Annotated in this window: 17 protein-coding genes; 9 read left to right on the forward strand and 8 right to left on the reverse strand. The window is 58.2% G+C overall.

Translation table 11 applies throughout. From position 1 onward, the window contains the following. Positions 1–15: 15 nt before the first annotated feature. The 5 genes from FAZ98_RS33835 to dapA all read right to left on the reverse strand — a co-directional run bounded on the left by FAZ98_RS33835 (position 16) and on the right by dapA (position 4,999). Positions 16–1,074, reverse strand: a complete 1,059-nt coding sequence (locus FAZ98_RS33835; RefSeq protein ID WP_407672173.1) for an ABC transporter ATP-binding protein — start codon at positions 1,072–1,074, stop codon at positions 16–18. A 119-nt stretch (positions 1,075–1,193) separates the two neighbouring features. After that, a complete protein-coding gene (locus FAZ98_RS33840; RefSeq protein WP_158958346.1) occupies positions 1,194–2,045 on the reverse strand; it encodes an ABC transporter permease in 852 nt (283 codons plus the stop codon). After that, complete coding sequence (locus tag FAZ98_RS33845; protein ID WP_158958349.1) at positions 2,042–2,875, reverse strand: ABC transporter permease; 834 nt, start codon at positions 2,873–2,875, stop codon at positions 2,042–2,044. Before FAZ98_RS33845 ends, FAZ98_RS33840 begins: the two co-directional genes overlap by 4 nt. Before the next feature lie 78 nt (positions 2,876–2,953). Further along, positions 2,954–4,024, reverse strand: a complete 1,071-nt coding sequence (locus FAZ98_RS33850; RefSeq protein ID WP_158958351.1) for an ABC transporter substrate-binding protein — start codon at positions 4,022–4,024, stop codon at positions 2,954–2,956. Positions 4,025–4,075: 51 nt separating this feature from the next. Next, positions 4,076–4,999 (reverse strand): 4-hydroxy-tetrahydrodipicolinate synthase, encoded by a 924-nt coding sequence (gene dapA, locus FAZ98_RS33855; RefSeq protein ID WP_158958353.1) that lies wholly within the window; start codon positions 4,997–4,999, stop codon positions 4,076–4,078. 820 nt (positions 5,000–5,819) lie between these two features. Between dapA and FAZ98_RS33860 the strand changes: the two genes are divergently transcribed. The 4 genes from FAZ98_RS33860 (at position 5,820) to FAZ98_RS33875 (ending at position 10,427) form a co-directional block, all read left to right on the forward strand. Next, positions 5,820–6,386 carry a hypothetical protein gene (locus FAZ98_RS33860; protein WP_158958355.1) on the forward strand — a complete coding sequence of 189 codons (567 nt, stop codon included), beginning with the start codon at positions 5,820–5,822 and terminating at the stop codon, positions 6,384–6,386. A 451-nt stretch (positions 6,387–6,837) separates the two neighbouring features. After that, entirely contained in the window at positions 6,838–8,892 is a 2,055-nt protein-coding gene (locus FAZ98_RS33865; RefSeq protein WP_158958357.1) for an alkyl/aryl-sulfatase, read from the forward strand. 9 nt (positions 8,893–8,901) lie between these two features. Then, positions 8,902–9,420, forward strand: coding sequence for a hypothetical protein (locus tag FAZ98_RS33870; protein WP_233272990.1), 519 nt, complete (start codon positions 8,902–8,904; stop codon positions 9,418–9,420). 239 nt (positions 9,421–9,659) lie between these two features. Next, entirely contained in the window at positions 9,660–10,427 is a 768-nt protein-coding gene (locus FAZ98_RS33875) for a bestrophin-like domain (protein WP_158958359.1), read from the forward strand. A 40-nt stretch (positions 10,428–10,467) separates the two neighbouring features. Here FAZ98_RS33875 and nhaA read toward each other — a convergent pair whose 3' ends face one another. Beyond that, positions 10,468–11,814, reverse strand: a complete 1,347-nt coding sequence (nhaA, locus tag FAZ98_RS33880) for a Na+/H+ antiporter NhaA (RefSeq protein ID WP_158958361.1) — start codon at positions 11,812–11,814, stop codon at positions 10,468–10,470. Between the two features lie 187 nt (positions 11,815–12,001). On the opposite strand from nhaA, the gene FAZ98_RS33885 reads away from it, so the two are divergent. The 4 genes from FAZ98_RS33885 to FAZ98_RS33900 all read left to right on the forward strand — a co-directional run bounded on the left by FAZ98_RS33885 (position 12,002) and on the right by FAZ98_RS33900 (position 18,052). Continuing rightward, positions 12,002–12,355: a DUF2254 family protein gene (locus tag FAZ98_RS33885; protein ID WP_158958363.1), complete on the forward strand. Its 354-nt coding sequence runs from the start codon at positions 12,002–12,004 to the stop codon at positions 12,353–12,355. Positions 12,356–13,068: 713 nt separating this feature from the next. Beyond that, positions 13,069–15,594: a hypothetical protein gene (locus FAZ98_RS33890; RefSeq protein WP_158958365.1), complete on the forward strand. Its 2,526-nt coding sequence runs from the start codon at positions 13,069–13,071 to the stop codon at positions 15,592–15,594. 758 nt (positions 15,595–16,352) lie between these two features. Next, positions 16,353–17,003 carry a hypothetical protein gene (locus FAZ98_RS33895; protein ID WP_158958367.1) on the forward strand — a complete coding sequence of 217 codons (651 nt, stop codon included), beginning with the start codon at positions 16,353–16,355 and terminating at the stop codon, positions 17,001–17,003. Positions 17,004–17,737: 734 nt separating this feature from the next. Further along, on the forward strand, positions 17,738–18,052 hold the full coding sequence (locus FAZ98_RS33900) for a helicase (protein WP_158958369.1): 315 nt from the start codon (positions 17,738–17,740) through the stop codon (positions 18,050–18,052). Positions 18,053–18,179: 127 nt separating this feature from the next. On the opposite strand, the gene FAZ98_RS33905 is transcribed toward FAZ98_RS33900, so the two are convergent. Further along, positions 18,180–18,824 (reverse strand): hypothetical protein, encoded by a 645-nt coding sequence (locus tag FAZ98_RS33905; protein WP_158958739.1) that lies wholly within the window; start codon positions 18,822–18,824, stop codon positions 18,180–18,182. A 261-nt stretch (positions 18,825–19,085) separates the two neighbouring features. Further along, the gene (locus FAZ98_RS33910) at positions 19,086–19,448 is read right to left on the reverse strand and encodes a translation initiation factor Sui1 (protein WP_158958371.1); all 363 of its coding nucleotides are present in this window, start codon (positions 19,446–19,448) and stop codon (positions 19,086–19,088) included. A gap of 230 nt (positions 19,449–19,678) precedes the next feature. On the opposite strand from FAZ98_RS33910, the gene FAZ98_RS33915 reads away from it, so the two are divergent. Beyond that, positions 19,679–21,343: an ABC-F family ATP-binding cassette domain-containing protein gene (locus tag FAZ98_RS33915; protein WP_158958373.1), complete on the forward strand. Its 1,665-nt coding sequence runs from the start codon at positions 19,679–19,681 to the stop codon at positions 21,341–21,343. Positions 21,344–21,556: the final 213 nt, after the last annotated feature.

Genomic DNA, 21,556 nt, shown 5'->3' on the forward strand with positions numbered 1-21,556 from the left:
TGATTCATAAGTCGATCACTTCCTCAACACCACGGCGTCGCGCGCGGCCCAGCGCACGGCCAGTTGCTGCCCCACGTTCGCGCGCTCCGCGGCACGCGCCGAAATGCCCTTCACGAGCAGCGTGGCGCCGTCGGCGAGCGTCAATTCGAAGCGCGTCATGCCGCCCACGAACGAGACCTGCGCGATCGTGCCGGTGCAGGTGTTGTCGTCTTCCGCACGCATCTGCTCGACGATGTCGATTTTCTCGGGGCGCACCAGCACCTTCACCTTCGCGCCGATCGCGTGCCCTTGCGTGCTGCGCACCTTGAGCACGCGATTCGCGGAAACGCGCACCACGCCTTCGTCCTGCACCACGCCCTCGATCAGGTTCGATTCGCCCACGAAGTCCGCGACGAACTCGTTGACGGGCTCGAAGTACAGTTCGTCCGGCGTGCCCAGTTGCGCGATGCGGCCGCCGTTCATCAGGCACACGCGGTCGGAGAGATTGAGCGCCTCCTCCTGATCGTGCGTGACGTACACGAGCGTGGTGCCGAGATCGCGATGCAGACGCTTGATCTCGCCCTGCAACTGGTCGCGCAACTTCTTGTCGAGCGCGCCGAGCGGTTCGTCCATCAGGATCACCGAAGGCGAATACACGATGCAGCGCGCGATCCCCACGCGTTGCTGCTGGCCGCCCGACATCTCGCGCGGCTTGCGATGCTCGTAGCCGGTGAGACCGACGCGCTCCAGCGCATTGCGCACGCGTTGCTGAATCTCCGACTTCGCCACGCCGCGAATGCGCAGCGGAAACGCCACGTTGTCGAATACGTTCAGATGCGGCAGCAGCGCGTAGTTCTGGAACACCATGCCGAGACCGCGTTCGCGCGGCGGCACGGTGGACACGTCCTTGCCGTCGAGCACGATGATGCCTTCGGTGGGCGCCACGGCACCCGCGATGATGTTGAGGATCGTGCTCTTGCCCGAACCGCTCGGCCCGAGCAAGCTCAGGAATTCGCCTTTGCGGATCGAAAAGTCGGTGGCGTGCAGCGCGACCGCGCTGCCGTACTGCTTGCTCACGCCGCGAAAGACGATCATGTCTTCCGTGTTGCGCTGCGTCGCCGCGACGCTCGCGGCATCCTTGCCCGTGGGAGCGGCTGCGGCCTGCGGACGGCCGTCGTTATCCAGTAGAACGTGTGACATGTTTTTCTCCAACCTCAATGCGACGACTCGGGCGCAGCCGGCTGAAGCCAAACCGACACGCAACAGAAAATCAGCGAAAGCAACGTGAGCAGCGCGGAAACCGCCGCGATCACGGGTGAAATATCCCACTGGATGCTGCTGTACATCCGCACCGGCAGCGTGGTCGTGGCCGGGCTCGTGAGAAACCATGCGATCACGACCTCGTCGAACGACACCAGGAACGCGAACAGCGCGCCCGCGAGAATCGACGGACGAAGCTGCGGCAGCACCACCTTGAAGAACACCGTGCTGCGTTTCGCGCCCATGATGGTGGTGGCGAACTCGAGCGCGGGATCGAGTTTCTTCACGCCGGCCATCACCGTCATCATCATGAAGGGCGTGACGTAGGCCACGTGGCTCATGACGAGACCGAGCGTCGAGCCGACCAGATGCAAGCGCGACAGATACAGATACAGACCGAGCGACATTACGATCACGGGCACGAGGATCGGGCTCATGAGCAACAGCAGCACAAAGCGCTTGCCGGGAAACTCGTGACGCACGAGACCGTAGGCGGCCGGCACGCCCAGCAGCACGGAAACCAGCATGGTTAGACTCGCCACCTTCAGGCTTTGCAGGATCGGGCCGACCCAACTGTCCGAGGTGAACAGATGCACGTAGAGCGAGGTGGACCACACGCGCGGCGGGAACGTCAGCTCGCCGTCGCCGCCGAACGAGATCGGAATGACGATGAGTGTGGGCACCAGAATGAACACGTACACCAGAATGGCGATCACATTGCGCAGGCGCGCATAGCGGCGCGCGAGACCGTCGACCACCACACCGCGCCGGACCGCCGGCAGACTTGCTTGCATCGACGTGCTCATGCCATCACCTTTTTCGAATCGCGCTTCTGGAAACGCTCCGCGCCGAGCGCCGCGAGCGTGACGATGCCGAGCAGGATCACGCCGATGGCGGACGCCATGTTCCAGTCCATCGTTTCGCGCGTATAAAAGTCCACGAGATTGGACATCATCGCGTCCTTGCGGCCACCCAGCAGGGCCGGAATCACGAAGAAGCCCATCGACATGACCGTGGTGCTCAACGCGGCCGCGGCCACGCCCGGCATCGACAAAGGCAGCGTGATACGGAAGAAAATGCGCGGCGGCTTCGCGCCCATGATTTCGGAAGCGCGGTACAAGGACTGGTCGATGGCGAGCAAGCTGGCGAGCACGGGAAACACGATGAACGGAATCAGATAGTTCGTCATGCCGACCATTACGCCGAAGCGGTTGAACAGCATCGGCAATTGCACCTGGGTGGCGAACAGCACCGAGAGCATTTTGTTGACGAGGCCGTCACGGCCGAGCAGGACCGTGAACGCGTAGCTCTTCACGAGAATGCTGGTCCAGAACGGCACCAGCACGAGCACCATGTAGAGCGCGCGTTTTTTGGGCGTCTGTTTCGCGAGATGCATGGCAATGGGATAACCGAGCAGCAGGCTGCACAGCGACGCGCAAATGCTGATCTGGAACGTCGACCACAAGGTGCGCAGAAAAAGCTCACTGCCGAACAGGCGCCGATAAGCCGAAAGCGACAGGCCGTCATTCACCCAGACACTCGTGTAGACCACGTACATCAGCGGTACGAACACCACGAGAAATAAAAATACCGTTGCCGGGCCGACGTACAGCAACCCATCTTTTCTGCCTTTCATCACTCCTCCCACTGCTGAATTGCCCCACTGCCCACCGCGCGGCCGCCGCTTGCGCGACGGCCGGTTGTTCCCGCTTCGTTACGACAGCACCCACTCCTTGAAGCGCAGCGTGAGTTCGTCGTAATGCTCGGCCCACCAGATGTCGTTGCTGATGAGGTTCATCTTGTTGCCCGGGTCCGAGAGCCACTTGCGCACATCGGGCTTGACGAGCGGCAGCGCCTTCTTGCTGGCCGGCGTGTTGCCGAGGTAGTCCATGAGCGCGGCCTGGCGGTCGGGGCGCATCGCGAACTGCACGAACTTCATCGCGTTGGCCTTGTTCGGCGCGTTCTTCAGGACCACGAGATATTCGAGGCCGGTGAGCGTCTGCTTGAACGAGAAGTCGATCGGCTTGCCCGAATCCTGCGCGGCCTTCACGCGCGTGGAGTACGTATAGCTGTAATCGACCTGGCCGGTTTCCACGAGCGAGACCGTCTGCGGCGTCTGGTCGACCCATTTGCCGATAAACGGCTTGATGCGGTTCAGCGAGCGGAACGCGCGTTCCACGTCGAGCGGATAAATCTTTTCCGGCGGCACGCCGTCGGCGAGCAAGGCGATCTCGAGCGTTTCACTCGCGCGGTTGCGCAGCGTGCGCTGGCCGGGAAACTTCTTCACGTCGAAGTAATCGGCGAACGTTTCCGGGTGCTTGCCCGCCGGATACTTGCTGTTGTCCCAGCAAATGCCGCCCGTGAAGCCGTAGAACGGCACGGCGAATTTCGTCATCGGCGCGATCAGGTCGTGCTGATCGAACAGCGCCGGGTCGAGCGGCTCCCAGTAACCGTTCTTCGCGCCCGTCATTGCCATCGGGCCCACGGCGTCGAACACGTCCCATTGCACGTTGTTCGTCATCACCTGCGCCTTGACGCGCGCGAGGTCGGGCGTGTCGACGAGCGTCACGTGCACGCCGAATTCCTTTTCGAACGGCTTCGCGAGCGCTTCCTCCACGCCCTGATGATAATTGCCGCCCCAGCTCACCACCGTGAGATTGCTCGCGGCCGCCGCCTTGCGCGACGTGACGATCATCGGTGCGGCAACGGCCCCCGTGAGTAGCGTGGCGCCCGCCGCCTGAAGAAAGCGGCGACGCGGAAGAATGATGTTGTTATCGGATGACATGGGCTTCTCTCTTTTCGTATCGATGCGTGCAGAAGGTCTTCTCGGCGCGTTTCAAACGGCTGCCGCGGTGGTGGAATACGCGGCCTCGCGTGCGACGAGCGGCGCCATCACGTCGGCGAGACGCTGGCGCAGCGCGGCCGATGCGGGCTTGAGCGGCGGCAGCACGTCGCCGAACGGCAAGCCTTGCAACGTGAGCGCGGCCTTGATGGGCGCGGGATTCGGTTCGGCGAAGATGGCGTCGATCAGCGGGCGCAGCGTGGCGTGCAGCGCGACCGCCTGGTCGAGCTGACCACCGGACGCGAGCGAGAGCACGCGCGCCCATTGCTTCGGCACAAGATTCGAGCTGGAGATGATGCCGCCCACGGCGCCCATGGCCACGTGCAGCGGGAGCACGTCTTCCTCGCCGCTCAGGATCGCGATCTTCGAGGCGCAGAGTTCGGCCGCGCGCATCTGCGTGGCGAGATCCGGGTTGCACGCCTTGATGCCGACGACGCGCGTGAGCGCGGCGAGCTTCGCGACGGTTTCGTAGTGCAGCGAGACGCCCGTGCGATACGGGATTTCGTAGAGGATGATGTCCGCGTCGACTTCGTCGGCGAAGCGACGGTAGTAATCGACGATCCCTTCCTGGGTGGGCCGGAAATAGTACGGCGTAACGACCATGAGCGCCTTCGCGCCGGCCTTGACGAAGGCCTGGGCGTTGTCGATGGCGTCGCCCAGACCCGGCGAGAGGATGCCCGGCACGACAGGCAGCGCGCCCGCCGCCGCTTCGAGCGAGGTCTCCACCACGCGCATACGCTCGGCGAACGTCAACGCCGTGTATTCGCCGGTGCCGCCGAGCGGCACCACGCCGTCCGCGCCAGCCTCGACGAGTTTCCCGATCTGCGCCGCGAGCGGTGCGGCGACGAAGCGGCCGTCCGCGTCGAGAGGAGTGGGAACCGCCGTCAAAATGCCTGCATAGGGGTGCAACTTGCTCATCAGTACGCTCTTCGAGATTGGGCCGGTCAACGTCGCCGGAAATTTGAATGAGACTCCATGGCTTGAACGATAAGGAGGCAAAAAAACCGCGCCTGCACCATCAGTGCCAGTTACCCTCTTTATAAGGCCTCGTTATTCAATGCTGGAACTGGCTTGCGTAAAAAGGTGCCGCGCCGGGTTGCGTCGGCGAAAAGCTTGGGGAGGCACGATGAATCGACGCGAATTGCGGGTATTCCCTGATTTGCCCCTGTATTTTTATCGAGTAGCCCGGCGGTTGATGGAATTGTCGCCTCACAAAAAACTGTTGCAAACGTTTGTGATCGCGGGTGGGCGGTATGGGGCGCGGGCAATGGCGGGGTTGACGCGGGCGGTTGTGGGACGCAGAGATCGAGGGCTCGTCCTAGCCGTCACACTTCGATTCGCCGGGATGAAGCTTTGGAGATGGTGGATGCCTGCTTGAACATGCAGTTGTCGTGCAAGCGATCGATGGGGCGGTACATCCCCGCATAGACAAGCTGGGGTATTTTTCCACTCGGTCAGTAACGTGCTTTGGGTTCGACACCACCGCGGCGAATTAAGCAAATGGGCTTACTCAAACAAACATGGAGTGTTGAGGCCGCAATCTTTTAGGTAGTTTTTTGCTTAAGCCAAATATTAGTTGGGTTGTAAACCGTAGTGTTCCCACTCCGCTTCCATCTCGAAGCAGGCGACCGGCGACCCGACGTCGAGTGTACGTCCGTTCGCCAGCGTACATTACGTTCCGCTTTCCTCCGCCAATATTTCCGTCATTGATCCACGTCCAGATGCAACAGGGGGCAATATGGCCAAATGGCTGGCAGCGCTTTCGGTAGTATTCAACAAAGATCATCAGCACATCGCAACGTGGATACAAACGCTCGTGGTCGTACTGGGAGTAATCATTGCAAACTTTCAACTGGCGGCAATGGTTGAACAAAATGATATTACTCGTAACACGAAGCTCCATGACTTGCTCGAAGAATATCGCAGGGACATCGCACAACCCATCTTTCTCCTCGAGGGTGCGATTATTCGTGCTGGACGTCCGGAGACAAGCGACCAAGAAATGAAAGACGATTTTGCAACCGTTCTCCCCCAACAAACTCTCGCGAAGTACATCGATTTCCTGAAGCGCATGGAGACTTGTGGAGAAGACCATGTATGCAATCGATCACAAACCTCTGCGTTTGTTTGCAAGAAAGCCAAGACCACATGGCAAGCCCTGAACTATTATTCGAAGGACGTTCGCTTCGCACCATGGAAGAGCATGGAGATGATGAAATACAGCTCGCAACTGGATGATCTAATCGCACGCGAATGCGACTATTTCAGCGCGGTCTGGCTTCGCATGAAGACAGATATTTTCTGATCTACGGATTATCCCAACCTTACGCGGAACGCAGGGCGATAAGACCATTCGCCGTGCGCTATTCTCGCGATGCTTAACCATGTCGGGGACTCGATCGGAGCGAATCGATCACTGGTGCCGGCCACCTCTAACGGCGCCGCCTCTCCCGGCTACGTCGACGCGCGTAGAAGTCATGCAAACGCATCGACCTTCGGCCGGTACGGCAAGAATTCTCCGCTATGCTCACAATGGTTCGGATTCCTTTAAAACTAATCTGATAGATAACTACCGAAGCAGCACTTCGAAAAACGCCGTCAACAATCGCCTTACTTTCGCGCCGCTTCGCTGTCTCTTACCATCTCGTCCCAGACACTGCACACGCCTGAATCACAGAGATTCTTCAGCGTATATGCTTATCGGAAATCGCTAAATCGCTCTGTTATCCCAAGTTATCGAACGAACGGAGATAGCTATGTCCGAATCGAATGACGCGACAAAAACAACGGGTAGAAGGGCCTTCTTGAAGAACGTAGCGGTCGTTGGGGCGGCTTCGGGGTTCTCCGGCGTGGTGGGCGATTCGTTCGCGCAATCCGGCTCGGCTTTGCCCCCGACCACGCCGGCCGCAAAGCCGGCCACCGCGTCGACGATTGCCCTGAACAAGCAATACGCAGACTTCCTCAGTTTCGCCGATGCGCAGGACTTCGAGGACGCGCGCCGGGGACTCGTCGCAACGCTGCCCGAACCGGTCGTCATACCCGGACCAGGAGGCACGCCAGCATGGGATCTGGCGCAGTTCGCATTCGTCAGCGGCGGCCCCGAGAACAACGCACCGCCCACCGTCAACCCGAGCCTCTGGCGTAACGCCAAGCTCAACATGAACCACGGACTCTTCGAGGTAGTCGACGGCATATGGCAGGTACGCGGCTATGATCTATCGGTCATGAGCATCATTCGCGGCGACACCGGTTATATCGTCGTCGACCCGTTCATCACGACCGAAGTCGCCTCGACAGTTTGGAAACAACTGGTTATTCCGCATCTGGGCGATAAACCGATCACGCATGTGATCTATACGCACAGCCATGTCGACCACTACGGCGGGGTGCGCGGCCTGGCAAGCGACGAAGACCTGAACTCCGGCAAGGTGCAGATCGTGGCGCCCGTCGGCTTCACCGAGGCCGCCGTAGGCGAGAACGTCATTGCGGGAAACGCAATGGGACGCCGGGCGAGTTTCATGTACGGGTCTCTGCTTCCGCGTAGCGCTGCTGGCATCGTGGATGGAGGTCTGGGTAAAACCACGTCGGTCGGCACGATCACGCTGGCTGTGCCGACCCTGTTCGCCGAAAAGACCGGACAGAAGATGACGCTCGACGGCGTCGAGGTCGTGGTGCTGATGGCGCCGGAGTCGGAAGCGCCCTCGGAGTTCATGTTCTATCTGCCGAAATACAAGGCTTTCTGCGCGGCCGAAGACGCCACGCACACTCTGCACAATCTGTACACGCTTCGTGGCGCCAAAATGCGCGATGGTCTGCTGTGGTCGAAGTATCTGCAGACGGCGCTCGATATGTTCGGCGGCGACGCACAGGTTCTATTCGCTTCGCACTACTGGCCAACCTGGGGCAACGACCGGATCGTTCCTTTCCTGCGCGCGCAGCGCGACATGTTCCGCTACCTGCACGACCAAACCTTGCGCATGGCCAACCAGGGCTTGACGCCGCTGGAAATCGGCGAGGCGATGCGGCTGCCAGACAGTCTCGCCAAACACTGGTATTGCCGCAGCTATTACGGCACGGTCTATCACGACGCCGTGGCGCAATACAACCTGCGTCTCGGCTTTTTCGACGGGGTGCCGGCCAATCTTCACCGTCTGCCGCCAACCGAAGCCGGAAAGCGTTACGTCGAGTTCATGGGCGGCGCCCCCGCCGTGCTCAGCAAGGCGCGCGCCTATTTCAACAAGGGCGACTACCGCTGGGTGGCCGAGGTCGTCAATCAGGTCGTATTCGCCGAACCACAAAACATAGCAGCCCGACAGCTTCTGGCGGACACTTATGAGCAGTTGGGCTATCAGTCCGAATCCGCTCCCTGGCGCAACTTTTATCTCACCGGCGCGATGGAACTGCGCGACGGCGTGAGGAAGCTGCCGGCGCCTAATCCGCAGAGCCCCGACACCATTCAGGCGATGCCGCTGCCCATGTTCCTCGACTACCTCGGCATCCGGCTGAACGGCGATCGCGCGGCCGGCAAAACGGCGTCGTTCAATCTCTCGCTCACCGACACGAAGGAGCATTACGTCCTCGGCGTCGAAAACAGTGCCCTGCACTATTCACGAGACACGAACGCGCAGAGTGCCGATGCGACCGTAACGATGTCGCGCGCCGATCTCAACGACATCATGATGGGCAAGACCAATATGCAAAAGCTCGTGATGGCAGGAAACGTGAAGATCGACGGCAATAGCCAGAAGTTGGGGGAGTTCGTATCGTGGCTCGATACGTTCGACTTCTGGTTCAACATCGTTACGCCCTGAGGTGAAATCATGTGCGCGATCTGCGAATTCAGGATCGAGTTCGGCATAGGCCATCCGCTCGCGCTCAGCGTGGCCGTCGCCACGCGCAAAGCGATCGAATCGGGCCTGGTCGACGAAATGGAAGCTGACAACGGCGCACTGTCTGCGGCACGCAAACGCTTGTCCGCAGTCGATGCGCTCAATCGTTTGCAAGCGAGTATCGAGGCGGCCCATTCGACCGACGATCTGCTCGCGCTCCCCGACTTCTATGTTCTGCTGATCGAGAACGACACGTGGGGATTTTTTCACGCGACCACGGATGGCTTTGCCCCGGACATCGTGCCCGCCATGCCGGACACGACGACAACCGACGATGCCAGGCGCAGCAATATCATTGTGACCTCCGAGGCCGCGTTGCGTGCGTGGCTTGCCGGTCGTTTCGACACGACGCATGCGCTCGACACCGGGCTGATCCTGGCCGATGCGCCCGCGATGTCTGCGTCTGATCTTGCACGGATGCTTCACAGCGCGAGCATGCAGGTCGTCTAGGTCACACGCCCTGAATGCGACCATTCTCTGCCGCTCTTGCCGAATGGCCGCTTTTGGGTTGCGCTCAGGCTGTCGCGCTACTTCGATGCTACCTTGACCTTTGCGGAACGAATGAGTTACGGGTCAGCCCATTCTCGTCATTCGCCTCACGCGCGGCGGTGAGTGACAGCGCAAAGGCGAACGCCTGGATATCCCGAAGGTGTAGCTGCTGGATGACAACGCCTTCCTCAGGAGCCTGAATGACACAGCTTGTCCATCACCCTGCGTATCTTTTCATCGCGCTGATTATTCTAATGTCGGTCGCAGCCTTGATCGGAACCGCGGGGTTATCGCGTTGGGTGCCGCTTTCTGACGATGCGCGCGACAATTACAACGTTGTGCAGGGGGCGACGCTCACGCTATTGGCCCTGCTGATCGGCTTTACCCTCTCGATGTCCGTGAGTCGTTACGACCAGCGCAAGAACTTCGAGGAGGAGGAAGCTAACGCCATAGGCACGGAATATTTACGCGTCGAACTGCTTGGCGATTCGCAATCTTCGCCCATCAAACGTTTATTGCGTGACTATGTCGTCGTGCGCATTGAATACTACAAGACACGCGACGCGCAGGAACTGGAGATCATCAACAGAAAGACCGCCGAAATCCAGAATCAGCTTTGGACGCCGGTGCGCGAATCCGCACAAGCCCAGCCGAATCCCGTTACAGCGTTAGTTGTGGCGGGCATGAACGACGTCATCAATACCCAAGGTTACACACAGGCCGCGTGGCTTAACCGCATTCCCATCTCGGCGTGGATACTGATGATCGCGATAGCGTTTTTCAGCAATGTCATGCAAGGGTATGGCGCTCGTGGCGTGACCGGAAGGCGCGTTTTACTTTTTGTACTGCCGATCACCGTGTCGCTATCCCTTTCCCTGATCGCCGACGTCGATAGTCCGCGAGGCGGCCTTATCCGCGTGGCGCCCCTTAACCTCATCAGCCTGCAGCAATCAATGCCGGTAAATTGATCTTTCCGGGAACAAAGCGGCTGGCGATGCTCGCTCATCTTCACCCAGCCTTCCGGGCGCAATACAATCCCCACCCTAATCCGGCACATCCCGCGACGAACGAACCGAGCAGCACACCCAGCTTTGCCGCATCGAGCGCTCCGGCCCCGGCGAATGCGAGCGTCGCAATGAAAATCGACATCGTGAAGCCGATGCCCGCTAGCAGCGCGACAAGGCTGACGCCGCGCCAGGACATCTCCGTGGGCAGTCGGCACAGCCCAAGCTTGACCAGAATCCAGCTGGTAAAAAACACGCCAACAGGCTTACCGACCACCAGCGCCAGCGCGACGCCTAGCATGACCCACGTTGTTTCGTCATTCGCGAAATTGACGCCATCGAGCGGCACGCCGGCGTTGGCGAGCGCGAAGAGCGGCATGATCCCGTACGCGACCCACGGATGCAGTGCCCACTGCACTCTCACGACCGGCGGCAAGAGATCGCGCTGTGCGACACGCAGCGTGTGCAGCGGCTTTTCCAGCCGGTCGAATTCCTGCGCATTCCCAACATCGACTTCGCTCACGTGTTGTGCGGCTTCCGAGAGTTCGACCAGCACGCGCTCATGCCCGCGCGAAGACACAACCGGCGTCATCAGCCCGAGCACGACACCGGCGAGCGTCGGGTGCACGCCGCTGACGAACAAACCCGCCCAGATGACCGCGCCGGGAACGATATAGGCCGTCGCGCGACTGATGTCGAGGCGCTGCATGATGACGACGGCCACGATGCCTGCGCCTGCGAGCGCAAAGCCGCTGTAGTTCAGTCCCGACGAATAGAACACCGCGATAATCAGCACGGCGATGATGTCGTCGACGATCGCGAGCGTCAGCAGGAATACGCGCACATTGCCGGGAATCGAGCGTCCGAGAAGCGCAAGCACGCCGACGGCGAACGCGATGTCGGTGGCAGTGGGCACGGCCCAACCCTGAGCCGCGTCCGAGCCGTGATTCACCGCCAGATAGATGAGCGCCGGCACCGTCACACCGCCCGCCGCCGCAGCGAGAGGCAACGCCGCCTGCCTGAAATCGCTCAACGATCCCGCATGGATTTCCCGGCGGATTTCCATTCCCACGACCAGAAAAAAGACGGTCATCAGCGCGTCGTTGATCCAGAAATGCAGGGGCTTCGAGAACTCGAATGCGCCCGCGCCGATCGTCACCGACGCTTCGAAGAGCTCGTGGTACTCCGATGCAAAGGGGGAGTTGGCCCAGATGAGCGCGATCGCGGCCGCAAGAAGCAGGATGATGCCGCTCGCCGCTTCGACATGGAGGAAGTGTTCGAGCGCGGTGAACGCTTTCTTTGCGATGTGCGTGGGACGGGCGAGCGGGCGTGAGAAGTCGTTTGGTCGCATGGGCGTGTCAGGTCCCGCGTGGCGGCCCGACCAGCGCGATGTACCTGTCCCGCTGCCGCATGCAGCTAACACCCTGCCTGTATTTTACACAGTGCTTTCCAAACACCGTGCCTCTGCGCATACGCTGCGTAGCAGGCCGGTGCTGGAAGACGGGAATCAATCAACGTGCGTCCGGGAAAGGTTGCCTTTGCCGGCAATCGACGTGATCGGCCGGCAGGCGCGGCTGCTTTCGATATGGGCGGAAGGGCCGCGGCTGAAGGAGGACACACAAGCGCGCTTCGGTCACGTCCATGTCGTCGCGCTGACTTCGCATGATCTGTTCGACGGCGCGTTTCGGGTCATCGCCCGTGACGGCGCCGCGTTGATCCAAATACAGTTGCGCTTGCAAAAGACATTCCGTGCGCTACCCGGCATGGGCGACAGCGTATTTCAGGAAGCGGCTCGTCACCAGGCGCAGCTTGCCATGACGCAAGCCGAAGATGCGATGGTGCTCGAGGACGACAAAGAACGGGTCAGAGCGGTAGCTCGGCACTCGCTGTAATGCTTCGCCTCGTCAGCAGCTATTGACCACCATGACGATGTGCACGTGTAATCGCTTCTGCCACTCAAGCGGGGATTCGACAGATCGGGGCGATGGAAGAGCGCCCAGTGTTGATCGCGTGCCAGCACGAGTCGGAGCGAACAAGGCAAAGCAACTGGCGGGAAAGCGCTCCATAGCGGACGTATTGCCAACGTTGATCGAACGGCGGCGTTGGGTCGGGCTGAGTCCATCGGTGCCTTGATTTCATCGCCGCGAAGCGGTCATTGGTGTTTCGCTTCCCAAAAGCGGCCGGTCGCGTCAACGCGTACTCCCGACCCAATGCCGACGGTCGCGCCAGCGCGGCATATAGGACGGCTTCCAAGGCAGAACGGACATTCGTTTAGGCGTATCGGAAGACCGGAGTTCGGCCGAAGCCGTCGTTCGCGATCCACCTAGGGATCGCACCTAGTTACTTCGCAAATCGAGCTTTTCGCCAAAATAAAAGTAGCCGAAGGCAGCGAAGACACGGATATTGGCAATCCATTATGCATATATTTCGCGAGCAGTAGCACCTGAATGCATAGGCCCCTGGCGACTCGGCCGTGCCGCCTCGTCGCTCCTCAGATAAAAAACGGACGTCACCGAGATCGCTGCGGTGGTCGCATTGGACGACATGCATGTTCGTCCGATACTATTGCTTGAACAACAATCCACTGCACGGGCCAAGGAACCAAGTGAAAAACAAGAAACAAGTGAATTCGGACGATAAACTTGAAAAGCTTATGGAAGTTGCGGAATTTGCAAGAGCTCGCGACATCAATGAGGCGGAAACGAGGCACAAAGTGATTGATTTCGTGCTGCACGATTTTCTGTCCTGGCCCAAGAATCGCGTAGCTGTCGAGGAGTACATCTCGCCCGGATTTGCAGATTATGTCTTGAAGAAAAGCAATGGCGATGATTTATTATTTATTGAAGCAAAACGCGCCGGAGTTTTTTTTGATCTACCGATCCCCCATTCCAACACTGAAACTTCATGTTATATCGGAATTGCAAAATTATTGACCAATGAGAATATAAAGCTGGCGATGCAACAGGTTCGGGCATATTGTTTTGATACAGGGTGCGAATACGCGTGCATTACAAATGGCTTGGAGTGGATTTTCTTCAAAACATTTGAAAAAGGAAAGCGCTGGGAAACGCTGCAAGCGTTCGTTGTAAGAAGCCTCGATTTTTTTAAAACTGAATACACTAAATCTATTAATAATCTATCGTTCATTGCAATCACTGAACGAATGTCGTTGCCGACGCTGCTGAGCAGCGCGCCTCCCAAGGATCGGAGCGTTTTTTATCCAAAGGAAAAAATATCATCCTATTCGCATACGATTACTGCGAATCGACTCGCAACGCAATTGCGCCCGATTGTGAACAGGTATTTTGGCGTAATTAAGGATGATGACACTGAATTCATGGAGCGCTGCTATGTTTCCCAGCGAGAATATCAAGGAACATCCGATGGTATGCGATCTCTCATTCAGGATTCTCTATCTCCATATTTTCAAGGTTATGGCGTTCAGCAGCTTGAAGATACCGGTAAAGGTGGTCGTCTTGGAGGGCGTCTCACAAAAAACATTAAAGATAAGAGGAAAGGTGAAGTCTTGGTTTTGTTCGGTGGTAAAGGAGCAGGAAAGTCGACTTTTATCAAGCGACTCTTGCATCACAATGCGCCAAGGTGGTTAAGAGACCATGCCGCAATAGCAATTATTGATCTCCTTAAAATCCCGGAGGATGTCGGGGTTATCAGATCAACAATTTGGCAAGGGCTCGTTTCGCATCTTGACAAGGAAGATCTTTTGCGAGCGGATCGCGATCTTCTATTGAAAGAGCTTTTTTATGACCGATTTGCCGTTGCACGCAAGCAGGACCTCGCAGGCTTATCGCCCACTTCGGAGAGCTATAATATTAAGCTCAATTCGCTCATCGCAAGTTGGAAGGCGGACTTACCATATTGTGCCGAGAGATTGGTAGAGCGTCTCGCGGGGCAAGATCGCGGGGCAATTGTCGTCATTGACAACACCGATCAGTATTCTTCGGACGTCCAGGATTTTTGCTTTTCCTCTGCACAAGAAATATCGAACAAATTGCAGTGTGTCACGCTAATCTCAATGCGAGAGGAGCGATTTTACGATTCAAAAATACACGGCGTTCTTGACGCGTTCCAAAATTCTGGATTTCATATTAGCTCTCCCAAGCCCGCTGAGGTTTTCAAGAGACGCCTGGACTATACCGTATCAGTACTATCCGGAAGGCAGTCGAGCGACGAAGATGATTTTGATATGGGCGGCGTAGATTTTATACAAGAGAGCGCTAAATATCTGCGGATACTTAGTCGAGAGTTTTCGAATGATCAGTCTCCTTTGAATAAATTTTTGACAGCCTGTGCTCATGGAGATATCCGCCTTTCGCTTGATCTTTTTCGTAGTTTTCTCCTTTCAGGCTATACCAACGTTGAGGAGATGATTGCCTATGGAACCTGGAATTTTCAGATTCACCAAGTGATCAAACCCGTGATGATCCCGAACCGGTACTTTTATGATGAATCGTTAAGCGACATACCTAACATATATCAGCTCCGCTCCATTCGGCACGGGTCGCATTTTACCGCACTTCGCATCCTCAGAAAGCTGTCCAAAGGCATCGACCCAAGCGCGCCATCCTATTTTTCTGTCGCCGAATTGAGGGCGTATTTTTCCGAAACATTCGGAATGCTTGATGATTTCGAGCAGAACTTGGATGTTCTGCTTCGCCATGGTTTTGTCGAGTCAAACAACCGATTGGATGCATATTCAGAGTCAGTTGATAGCGTGAAAATAACCAGCTACGGCATGTACATGCTCGGTGAGTTGGCCTATTATTTTACCTATTTGGACCTTGTATGCACCGACTGCGGCATATTTAGCGAGACAACAAGCAATTACCTCACGGAGGCCGCTCGCATAGAATATAACTATTTCACTCGTGGCGAACGAGTTGAGCGAGTGAAGGTCAGACTTGAGCGCGTCGAAGAATTCATTAAATATATAAAATCTGAAGAATCCCGCGAACGAGAGTTGTACTCGTTGGGGATGCCTGAAGAAGAAATGTTCACTGCAAAAGCAGCGTTGAGCTTTGATAGTGAAAAATCACGAGTGATTAAAAGCGCTAAAAAGCAAGGCTTTAGATCAGGCGCAAATTCTGGACGACGTTCAAACGGACAGCGTTGAATCGAGGGGGCGATTGACAGAGATCGGTCAGCTGCAAGTGATTGGCAGGCTGAAGCTGGCCGTCCGTTAAGAAAAGTTGAGAGGAGAGGCTTCGGAAAGCTCGTCGGCCGTTCTCAATTGTGACGCGAGCGAACGGCTCGACCTAAGATTGAGCGCCAGTCCTTGACAATTGAATGGCCGATTACTGAACGGAGCCGACGCTTGGCCGTTCGAGTAACGACGCGTGTGGGTGTCTGCTCTTGGCCGATTGGGTGAGGTCGCCACCGTCCGCTTTCCGGCGCTCCTGTTCGCAAAACATGAATTTGGCCGACTGACCGGTCAGGAAAAAGTTATCTGACCGCTTCAAGTCGGGAGTGCGCGTTGACGACCGGCCGCTTCGGGAAGCGAGATACAAATGACCGCTTTGCGGCGATGAATTCGAAGCGCGGACGGACTCCGACCCGTTGCAGCCAGTCGACCCGGCGTGACAATTTGGGCAGCTTTCAAGGTACAACGGACGCTCGTTGGGTCGCAGTGGAAGACGGAAGTTCGGGGCGGATTCAACCGGTCGCTCAGAACCTCAGCGGCCGATGACTAAAATGAACCAAGAAGCAGACGTAGCCGGGCGAAAAATCGGGAGTTCGATCTCATAGTCGGCCGTCGACCCATTGCCGTCGGGCGCGTAGCTCTCGGATTCACGATCAATTACCGCTATTTTGAATAGGCTTTCACGATTGTCGCTCCTTGACCATAAACTATTGTTTTACGTGAACTAAAAAATGAGCGGAAACGAGCCAGGAGTTATCGATGCGTTCAATGACTACATGCGGGAGACTGCCGCAGACAATGGAGTCACCTACCAACCGTTTGCCTTTGGATCAGGAGATAGGGATCTCGCAGATTACTTACTTTCTAGCGAGAGCCGATACGTACTCGTCGAATTCAAAGACTCGGAAGATGACTTGAACTCTGAGAGAAAGAAGCCTAAACGACTAAAGCTCTGCAAGGCTTTAGAGCACGAGCCTTCGATAGCAAAACTCCATGACAGATGTCATTTCATCTCGTGGGCTGACGATCGTCTATGGTTGAATATCTACCGACACGAAGTATGCAACTGCAAGCGAATGGGCAAAGAGTGTGGGTTGGCAAAGAAAGAACCGAACAAAGATGAGCGAATTGGAGCTGACACCTTCGCTCAAAGCTTCTTCGCCAAGATAAGCACCAGAGGTGTGGAATTTGCGACCCTTCGTAGTTATGTAGATTGGGTTATCAAACAGCAAGGCGGACAGGAAGACGTAAGTCTTGTCATGCGAGACAAGGGCGTCGCGACGATCAAGAGAGTTGGATTAGATGAGTTGCATCGTGCGCTTCAACAAACACCGCCGCCTAGTCCTCCGGTTGCGTCGAAGCACCCAAATGTAAAGCATTGATCGACGAGGCGTCGGCTCTATGCCGTGTGGAGCAAGGGCTCTTCGGGTCGAGCATCGGGCATCGCTGTTGCGACTGCTAAGACTGACCATCCCCGTTCGCGCCAGAGCGCAAACGGGGACATAGCTTCGTGAAACTGCCTGACGAACTTCCGATGCTGAACGACTTCAAAGGCCAATGATTAAGTGCTCGCAGTGACATTCAGATGGCCGGTTACGAAGCAGAGCAGACACGTAAGCGACTTGCCGGCAACGTATGTGACCGGCAGTTTGTGGCCGGGGTGAGGCATTGCCCTCCACAATTTGCTCGCCGGAGACCGGCCATTGAGCGAGGGCTGACGGGACCTCGGCTAGCCAAACTGGACGATTACCTCGAGTGGCCGCTGATGGCCGATTGGGTGAGGTCGCCACCATCCGCTTTCCGGCGCCCCCGTTCGCAAATGAATTTGGCTGAGTGGCCGGTCAGGAGACAGTTATCTGACCGCTTCGGGTCGACACCGCTCCACCCGAACGTAGGGCCAAAATCCGCGCAACGCGCGAACTTTGAAGGCATTACCGGCGACGCCGAGATCCCAGCAAAAGTGGGTGCGCGGGCTCGCCCGAGATCGGATCACCCACGTCGATCCCGGCACCATAGCGGCGAGCCCCCGCAACGCGGTATCGACGATATGCACCGATACCGGCCCGATCGCGCTTGTGCTCACTGTTAAAATGGTGGCCTTTTTCTGGAGATGCAAATGTCCTGGTTCATCTACGAAGTGCCCGAATACAACGAAGACGGGGCGCGCATCGAACCCTTCAGCGACCTGCGCAGCCGCGTCGTGAAACTAAGCGGGCAGGCAATGGCTGACGAACTGGAAAGCGTGCGAGAGAACGCCGCAGCGACGGCAAATACGCCCACGCGCCCGTTGCGCGCGGCGGAAAACCCTCACGTTTTTCCGATCCCCTATGCCGACTCCATGATCCTCGTTGGGTTCATCTTCGAATTGATGCGCGAGTCCCGGCAGTTGGTGGTGTCGCCCGTGGAAATGCCCTGGCTCGAGAACGCGTAAACAACGAGCAAGCCCTCGTATCGCCCGGGTGCTTCGACCAACACACCACGACTTGCCGTCGCCGACATCAAGCCGGGGACCGTTACTTTGCATCGGGAATCGAGCGCCCAAAAATCAGAAGGCAGCCTTAGTTCTGGATATTTTCTTCACAATCCTTCCAGTACAGCAGCGGATCCAGATGTCGCGGGTAGTGTGAGTCAAGCCACGCTGTCAGCCTGCCCCAATCCGGATGATTGGTACCCGATTTGGCCGACCAAGTCGATGATCTCTCGAGAATCTGGTTATTTGCTCGATCCCGCACCACCAGGCTGCCCAGTCCGGTGGAGCTGTTCGCCTGCGACTCAACCAGATACCGCGGCAGAATCCTGACTTCAGCGTCTTCGGCCCACCCGTACACGGCTCGAACCACACCCGAGGAATCACGCAACTCGATTGGGCCACTTTGCGGACGAACGGCGGTCCATCCCTCGGGAAATTCGGCGACAACCTCGTTTTTCCCCTCCCGCACCCACTTCATGCGCCATGCCCGCGCCATCGCCTCGCGCATGCGAGATACCGACTCGTAGCCAGCCGGCAACTCGATCGCTACCGGAAGCGTGATGAGATTGTCTTTCCAGAGTTTGGCTTCGTCGGAGACACGCTCGACCGCCGCAAACGCCCCCGGTTCGAATGGGTTCTCAGGCCGGCTCGACGTTCTAACGCTCCCACTGGGAAGTCCTTCGAAAAGTCGTTCAGCATCCTGGCGCGAAAGTTTCGCCTTTCCTTTCTTCATTGTTCCCTCTTCAGCATGATTGTTTCGACCAGTCACCGCTTCGATAAGCCAACTCAGGGCGTCTGAACAGGCTGCGATCTCATTTTGCGCGATTCGCTTGATCGCGCCTTCCCTGCCGCCGGATATCGGATGAGTCAATCCACGGAGCCCGGACAGTGCCAAGCCCCATCTCGTGAGATGACCTCTGCGAATTGACGATGGGTGCCGGTTGCGGCCCGTGCGCGGTCTACTGAGCCTCTCGCCCGCCGCACACCGACGAAATTAGCCTCCGGCCCGCTTCGCGCTATGGCCGGACTTTTTGAGTTCTTCGATGACGCGGTCGCAATGGTCGCCCTGCACTTCGATCACACCATCCTTGACCGTTCCACCCGAGCCGCAAGCCGTGCGCAACTGCTTACCCAACAAGGCAAGGGCAGCCGGGTCCAGCGCCAATCCCCTGACGATCGTCACGCTCTTTCCGCCCCGCCCCTTGGTCTCGCGAACCACCCGTGCAACGCCGTCGCCGACTTGTCGAGGACTGGCGATCGTCCCGCAAACACATTGCGCGAGCACCCGCCTGCAGTCGGGACACATTCTCCCGCCGTCGGTGGAATAAACGAGGCCACCCCTCGCACTGCTCTTCATGATTGGCTTACCAAAATATTCAGGTCGACAAATCGTGAGTCTAGCAGGTGACATCTGTCCCTTTCCTGCTGCGTCCACGTACCGCCCAATGCCAGTCTTCCCCGCTCCGGCTGTGTGCGCATGGCAACCGGGCGCTGGATAGGTGAATCGCCACCGCCAGGCATTTCCAGAAAAAACAGCCCTACCTCTCCGGTCGGCTATCATGCCAATCCCATCCGAAGTCGCTTCTTATGATCTCCGTACGTAATCTCACACTGCGCCGTGGCGTCAAGGTCGTGCTCGACAGCGCGTCGGTCACCTTCGCCCCCGGCGAGAAAATTGGTCTTGTCGGCCGGAATGGCGCGGGCAAGTCGTCCTTCTTCGGCCTTCTCAACGGCACGCTGCACGAAGATAGCGGCGAGTTCTCGATTCCTTCCGCGTGGAAGATGGGCCAGGTCGCACAGGACATGCCGGAGACCGCGCAAGGCGCGACCGACTTCGTGGTCGAGGGCGACACCGTCCTGCTGGCTGCCCAGACCGAAGTGGCCGCCGCAGAGGCCAGCGACGACGGCATGCGCATGGCGCACGCCTATATGGCCTTGCACGACGCCGGAGCGCACGACGCACCCGCGCGTGCCCAGGCACTGATCCTCGGGCTCGGCTTTACCGCCGAGCAGCTCGACCAGCCGGTCAACAGCTTCTCCGGCGGCTGGCGCATGCGACTGCAACTGGCGCGCGCGCTGATGTGTCCGTCCGATCTGCTGTTGCTCGACGAACCCACCAATCACCTGGACCTGGACGCACTCGTCTGGCTCGAAGCCTGGCTCAAGCGCTATCAGGGAACGCTGGTCGTGATCAGCCACGACCGTGAATTCCTCGACGCCGTGACCCAGGTGACGGTGCACGTCGACAATACCAAACTCGTGCGCTACGGCGGCAATTACAGCAAGTTCGAAGACATGCGCGCCGAGCAACTCGAGTTGCAGCAGGCGGCCGTGGCGAGGCAGGCGGACAAGATCGCTCACCTGCAAAAGTTCATCGACCGCTTCAAGGCCAAGGCCTCGAAGGCCAAACAGGCGCAGAGCCGCGTCAAGGCGCTCGAGCGCATGGAGAAGATCGCGCCGGTGCTGGCGGAAGCCGAATTCAACTTCGAATTCAAGGAACCGCTCAACGTCCCGAACCCGCTTCTCTCCATGCTGGATGCGAGCTTCGGTTATCCCGCGCCGGAAAACGCTCAACCTGGCACGCCGCCTACGGTCATCGTGCGGGGCATCAACCGTTCCGTGCTGGCTGGGCAGCGCATCGGCATTCTCGGTGCCAACGGCCAGGGCAAATCCACGCTGGTGAAGACGGTCGCGCACGCGCTCAAGCCAATTGCGGGCGAAATCAGCGAGGGCAAAGGCCTGAACATCGGCTACTTCGCCCAGCAGGAACTCGACGTGCTGCGCCCGCAAGACACGCCGATGGAACACATGATCCGCCTTGCCAAAGACACGCCCGCGCACATGCGCGCGCCGGGTCAAAGCGGTACTGAGCAATCGCTGCGCACCTTCCTCGGCACCTTCAACTTCAGTGGCGACACGGTCCATCAAGCCGTGAGCACGATGAGCGGCGGGGAAAAGGCGCGACTCGTGTTGTGCATGATCGTGTGGCAGCGCCCCAACCTGCTGCTGCTCGACGAGCCGACCAACCACCTGGATCTGGCGACACGCGAAGCGCTCGCCGTGGCGCTCAACGAATTCGAGGGCACGGTGATGCTGGTTAGCCATGACCGGGCGCTGCTGCGTGCCGTGTGCGACGAGTTCTGGCTGGTCACCAAAGGCGGCGTCGAACCCTTCGACGGCGATCTGGACGATTATCAGCAGTTCCTGCGTGACGAAGCGCGCCGCATGCGGGAAGAGGCGGCTGGCCAGTAGAGGAGCGTCGCGAGAAAGCGGCAACCGTGCAACGCCCGCTTGCTCGATCACGAGCGGCAACGGCATGCCGCCGTGCATGGCGTCCCGCCGTCTTCGAATGTTGCGGGGACGGCGACGTGTTTGGGCCGCTCGTCGCCGATTGAGAAACGAACAATGCGGTGTCTGTATGGATAGAGCAGCCCGAAAAACGAGCTTCCCGAGTCAGCGTGGGCG

Origin of the sequence: Paraburkholderia acidisoli (genome assembly GCF_009789675.1) — a bacterium.
GTDB classification, from domain to species: domain Bacteria; phylum Pseudomonadota; class Gammaproteobacteria; order Burkholderiales; family Burkholderiaceae; genus Paraburkholderia; species Paraburkholderia acidisoli.

What these genes read in the sequence shown, in the direction of transcription:
- FAZ98_RS33835 (WP_407672173.1), bottom strand. Translation starts at nt 1,074, where the DNA reads ATGATCGTCTTTCGCGGCGTGAGCAAGCAGTACGGCAGCGCGGTCGCG.
- FAZ98_RS33840 (WP_158958346.1), bottom strand. Translation starts at nt 2,045, where the DNA reads ATGAGCACGTCGATGCAAGCAAGTCTGCCGGCGGTCCGGCGCGGTGTG.
- FAZ98_RS33845 (WP_158958349.1), bottom strand. Translation starts at nt 2,875, where the DNA reads ATGAAAGGCAGAAAAGATGGGTTGCTGTACGTCGGCCCGGCAACGGTA.
- FAZ98_RS33850 (WP_158958351.1), bottom strand. Translation starts at nt 4,024, where the DNA reads ATGTCATCCGATAACAACATCATTCTTCCGCGTCGCCGCTTTCTTCAG.
- dapA (WP_158958353.1), bottom strand. Translation starts at nt 4,999, where the DNA reads ATGAGCAAGTTGCACCCCTATGCAGGCATTTTGACGGCGGTTCCCACT.
- FAZ98_RS33860 (WP_158958355.1), top strand. Translation starts at nt 5,820, where the DNA reads ATGGCCAAATGGCTGGCAGCGCTTTCGGTAGTATTCAACAAAGATCAT.
- FAZ98_RS33865 (WP_158958357.1), top strand. Translation starts at nt 6,838, where the DNA reads ATGTCCGAATCGAATGACGCGACAAAAACAACGGGTAGAAGGGCCTTC.
- FAZ98_RS33870 (WP_233272990.1), top strand. Translation starts at nt 8,902, where the DNA reads ATGTGCGCGATCTGCGAATTCAGGATCGAGTTCGGCATAGGCCATCCG.
- FAZ98_RS33875 (WP_158958359.1), top strand. Translation starts at nt 9,660, where the DNA reads ATGACACAGCTTGTCCATCACCCTGCGTATCTTTTCATCGCGCTGATT.
- nhaA (WP_158958361.1), bottom strand. Translation starts at nt 11,814, where the DNA reads ATGCGACCAAACGACTTCTCACGCCCGCTCGCCCGTCCCACGCACATC.
- FAZ98_RS33895 (WP_158958367.1), top strand. Translation starts at nt 16,353, where the DNA reads ATGAGCGGAAACGAGCCAGGAGTTATCGATGCGTTCAATGACTACATG.
- FAZ98_RS33900 (WP_158958369.1), top strand. Translation starts at nt 17,738, where the DNA reads ATGTCCTGGTTCATCTACGAAGTGCCCGAATACAACGAAGACGGGGCG.
- FAZ98_RS33905 (WP_158958739.1), bottom strand. Translation starts at nt 18,824, where the DNA reads ATGAAGAAAGGAAAGGCGAAACTTTCGCGCCAGGATGCTGAACGACTT.
- FAZ98_RS33910 (WP_158958371.1), bottom strand. Translation starts at nt 19,448, where the DNA reads ATGAAGAGCAGTGCGAGGGGTGGCCTCGTTTATTCCACCGACGGCGGG.
- FAZ98_RS33915 (WP_158958373.1), top strand. Translation starts at nt 19,679, where the DNA reads ATGATCTCCGTACGTAATCTCACACTGCGCCGTGGCGTCAAGGTCGTG.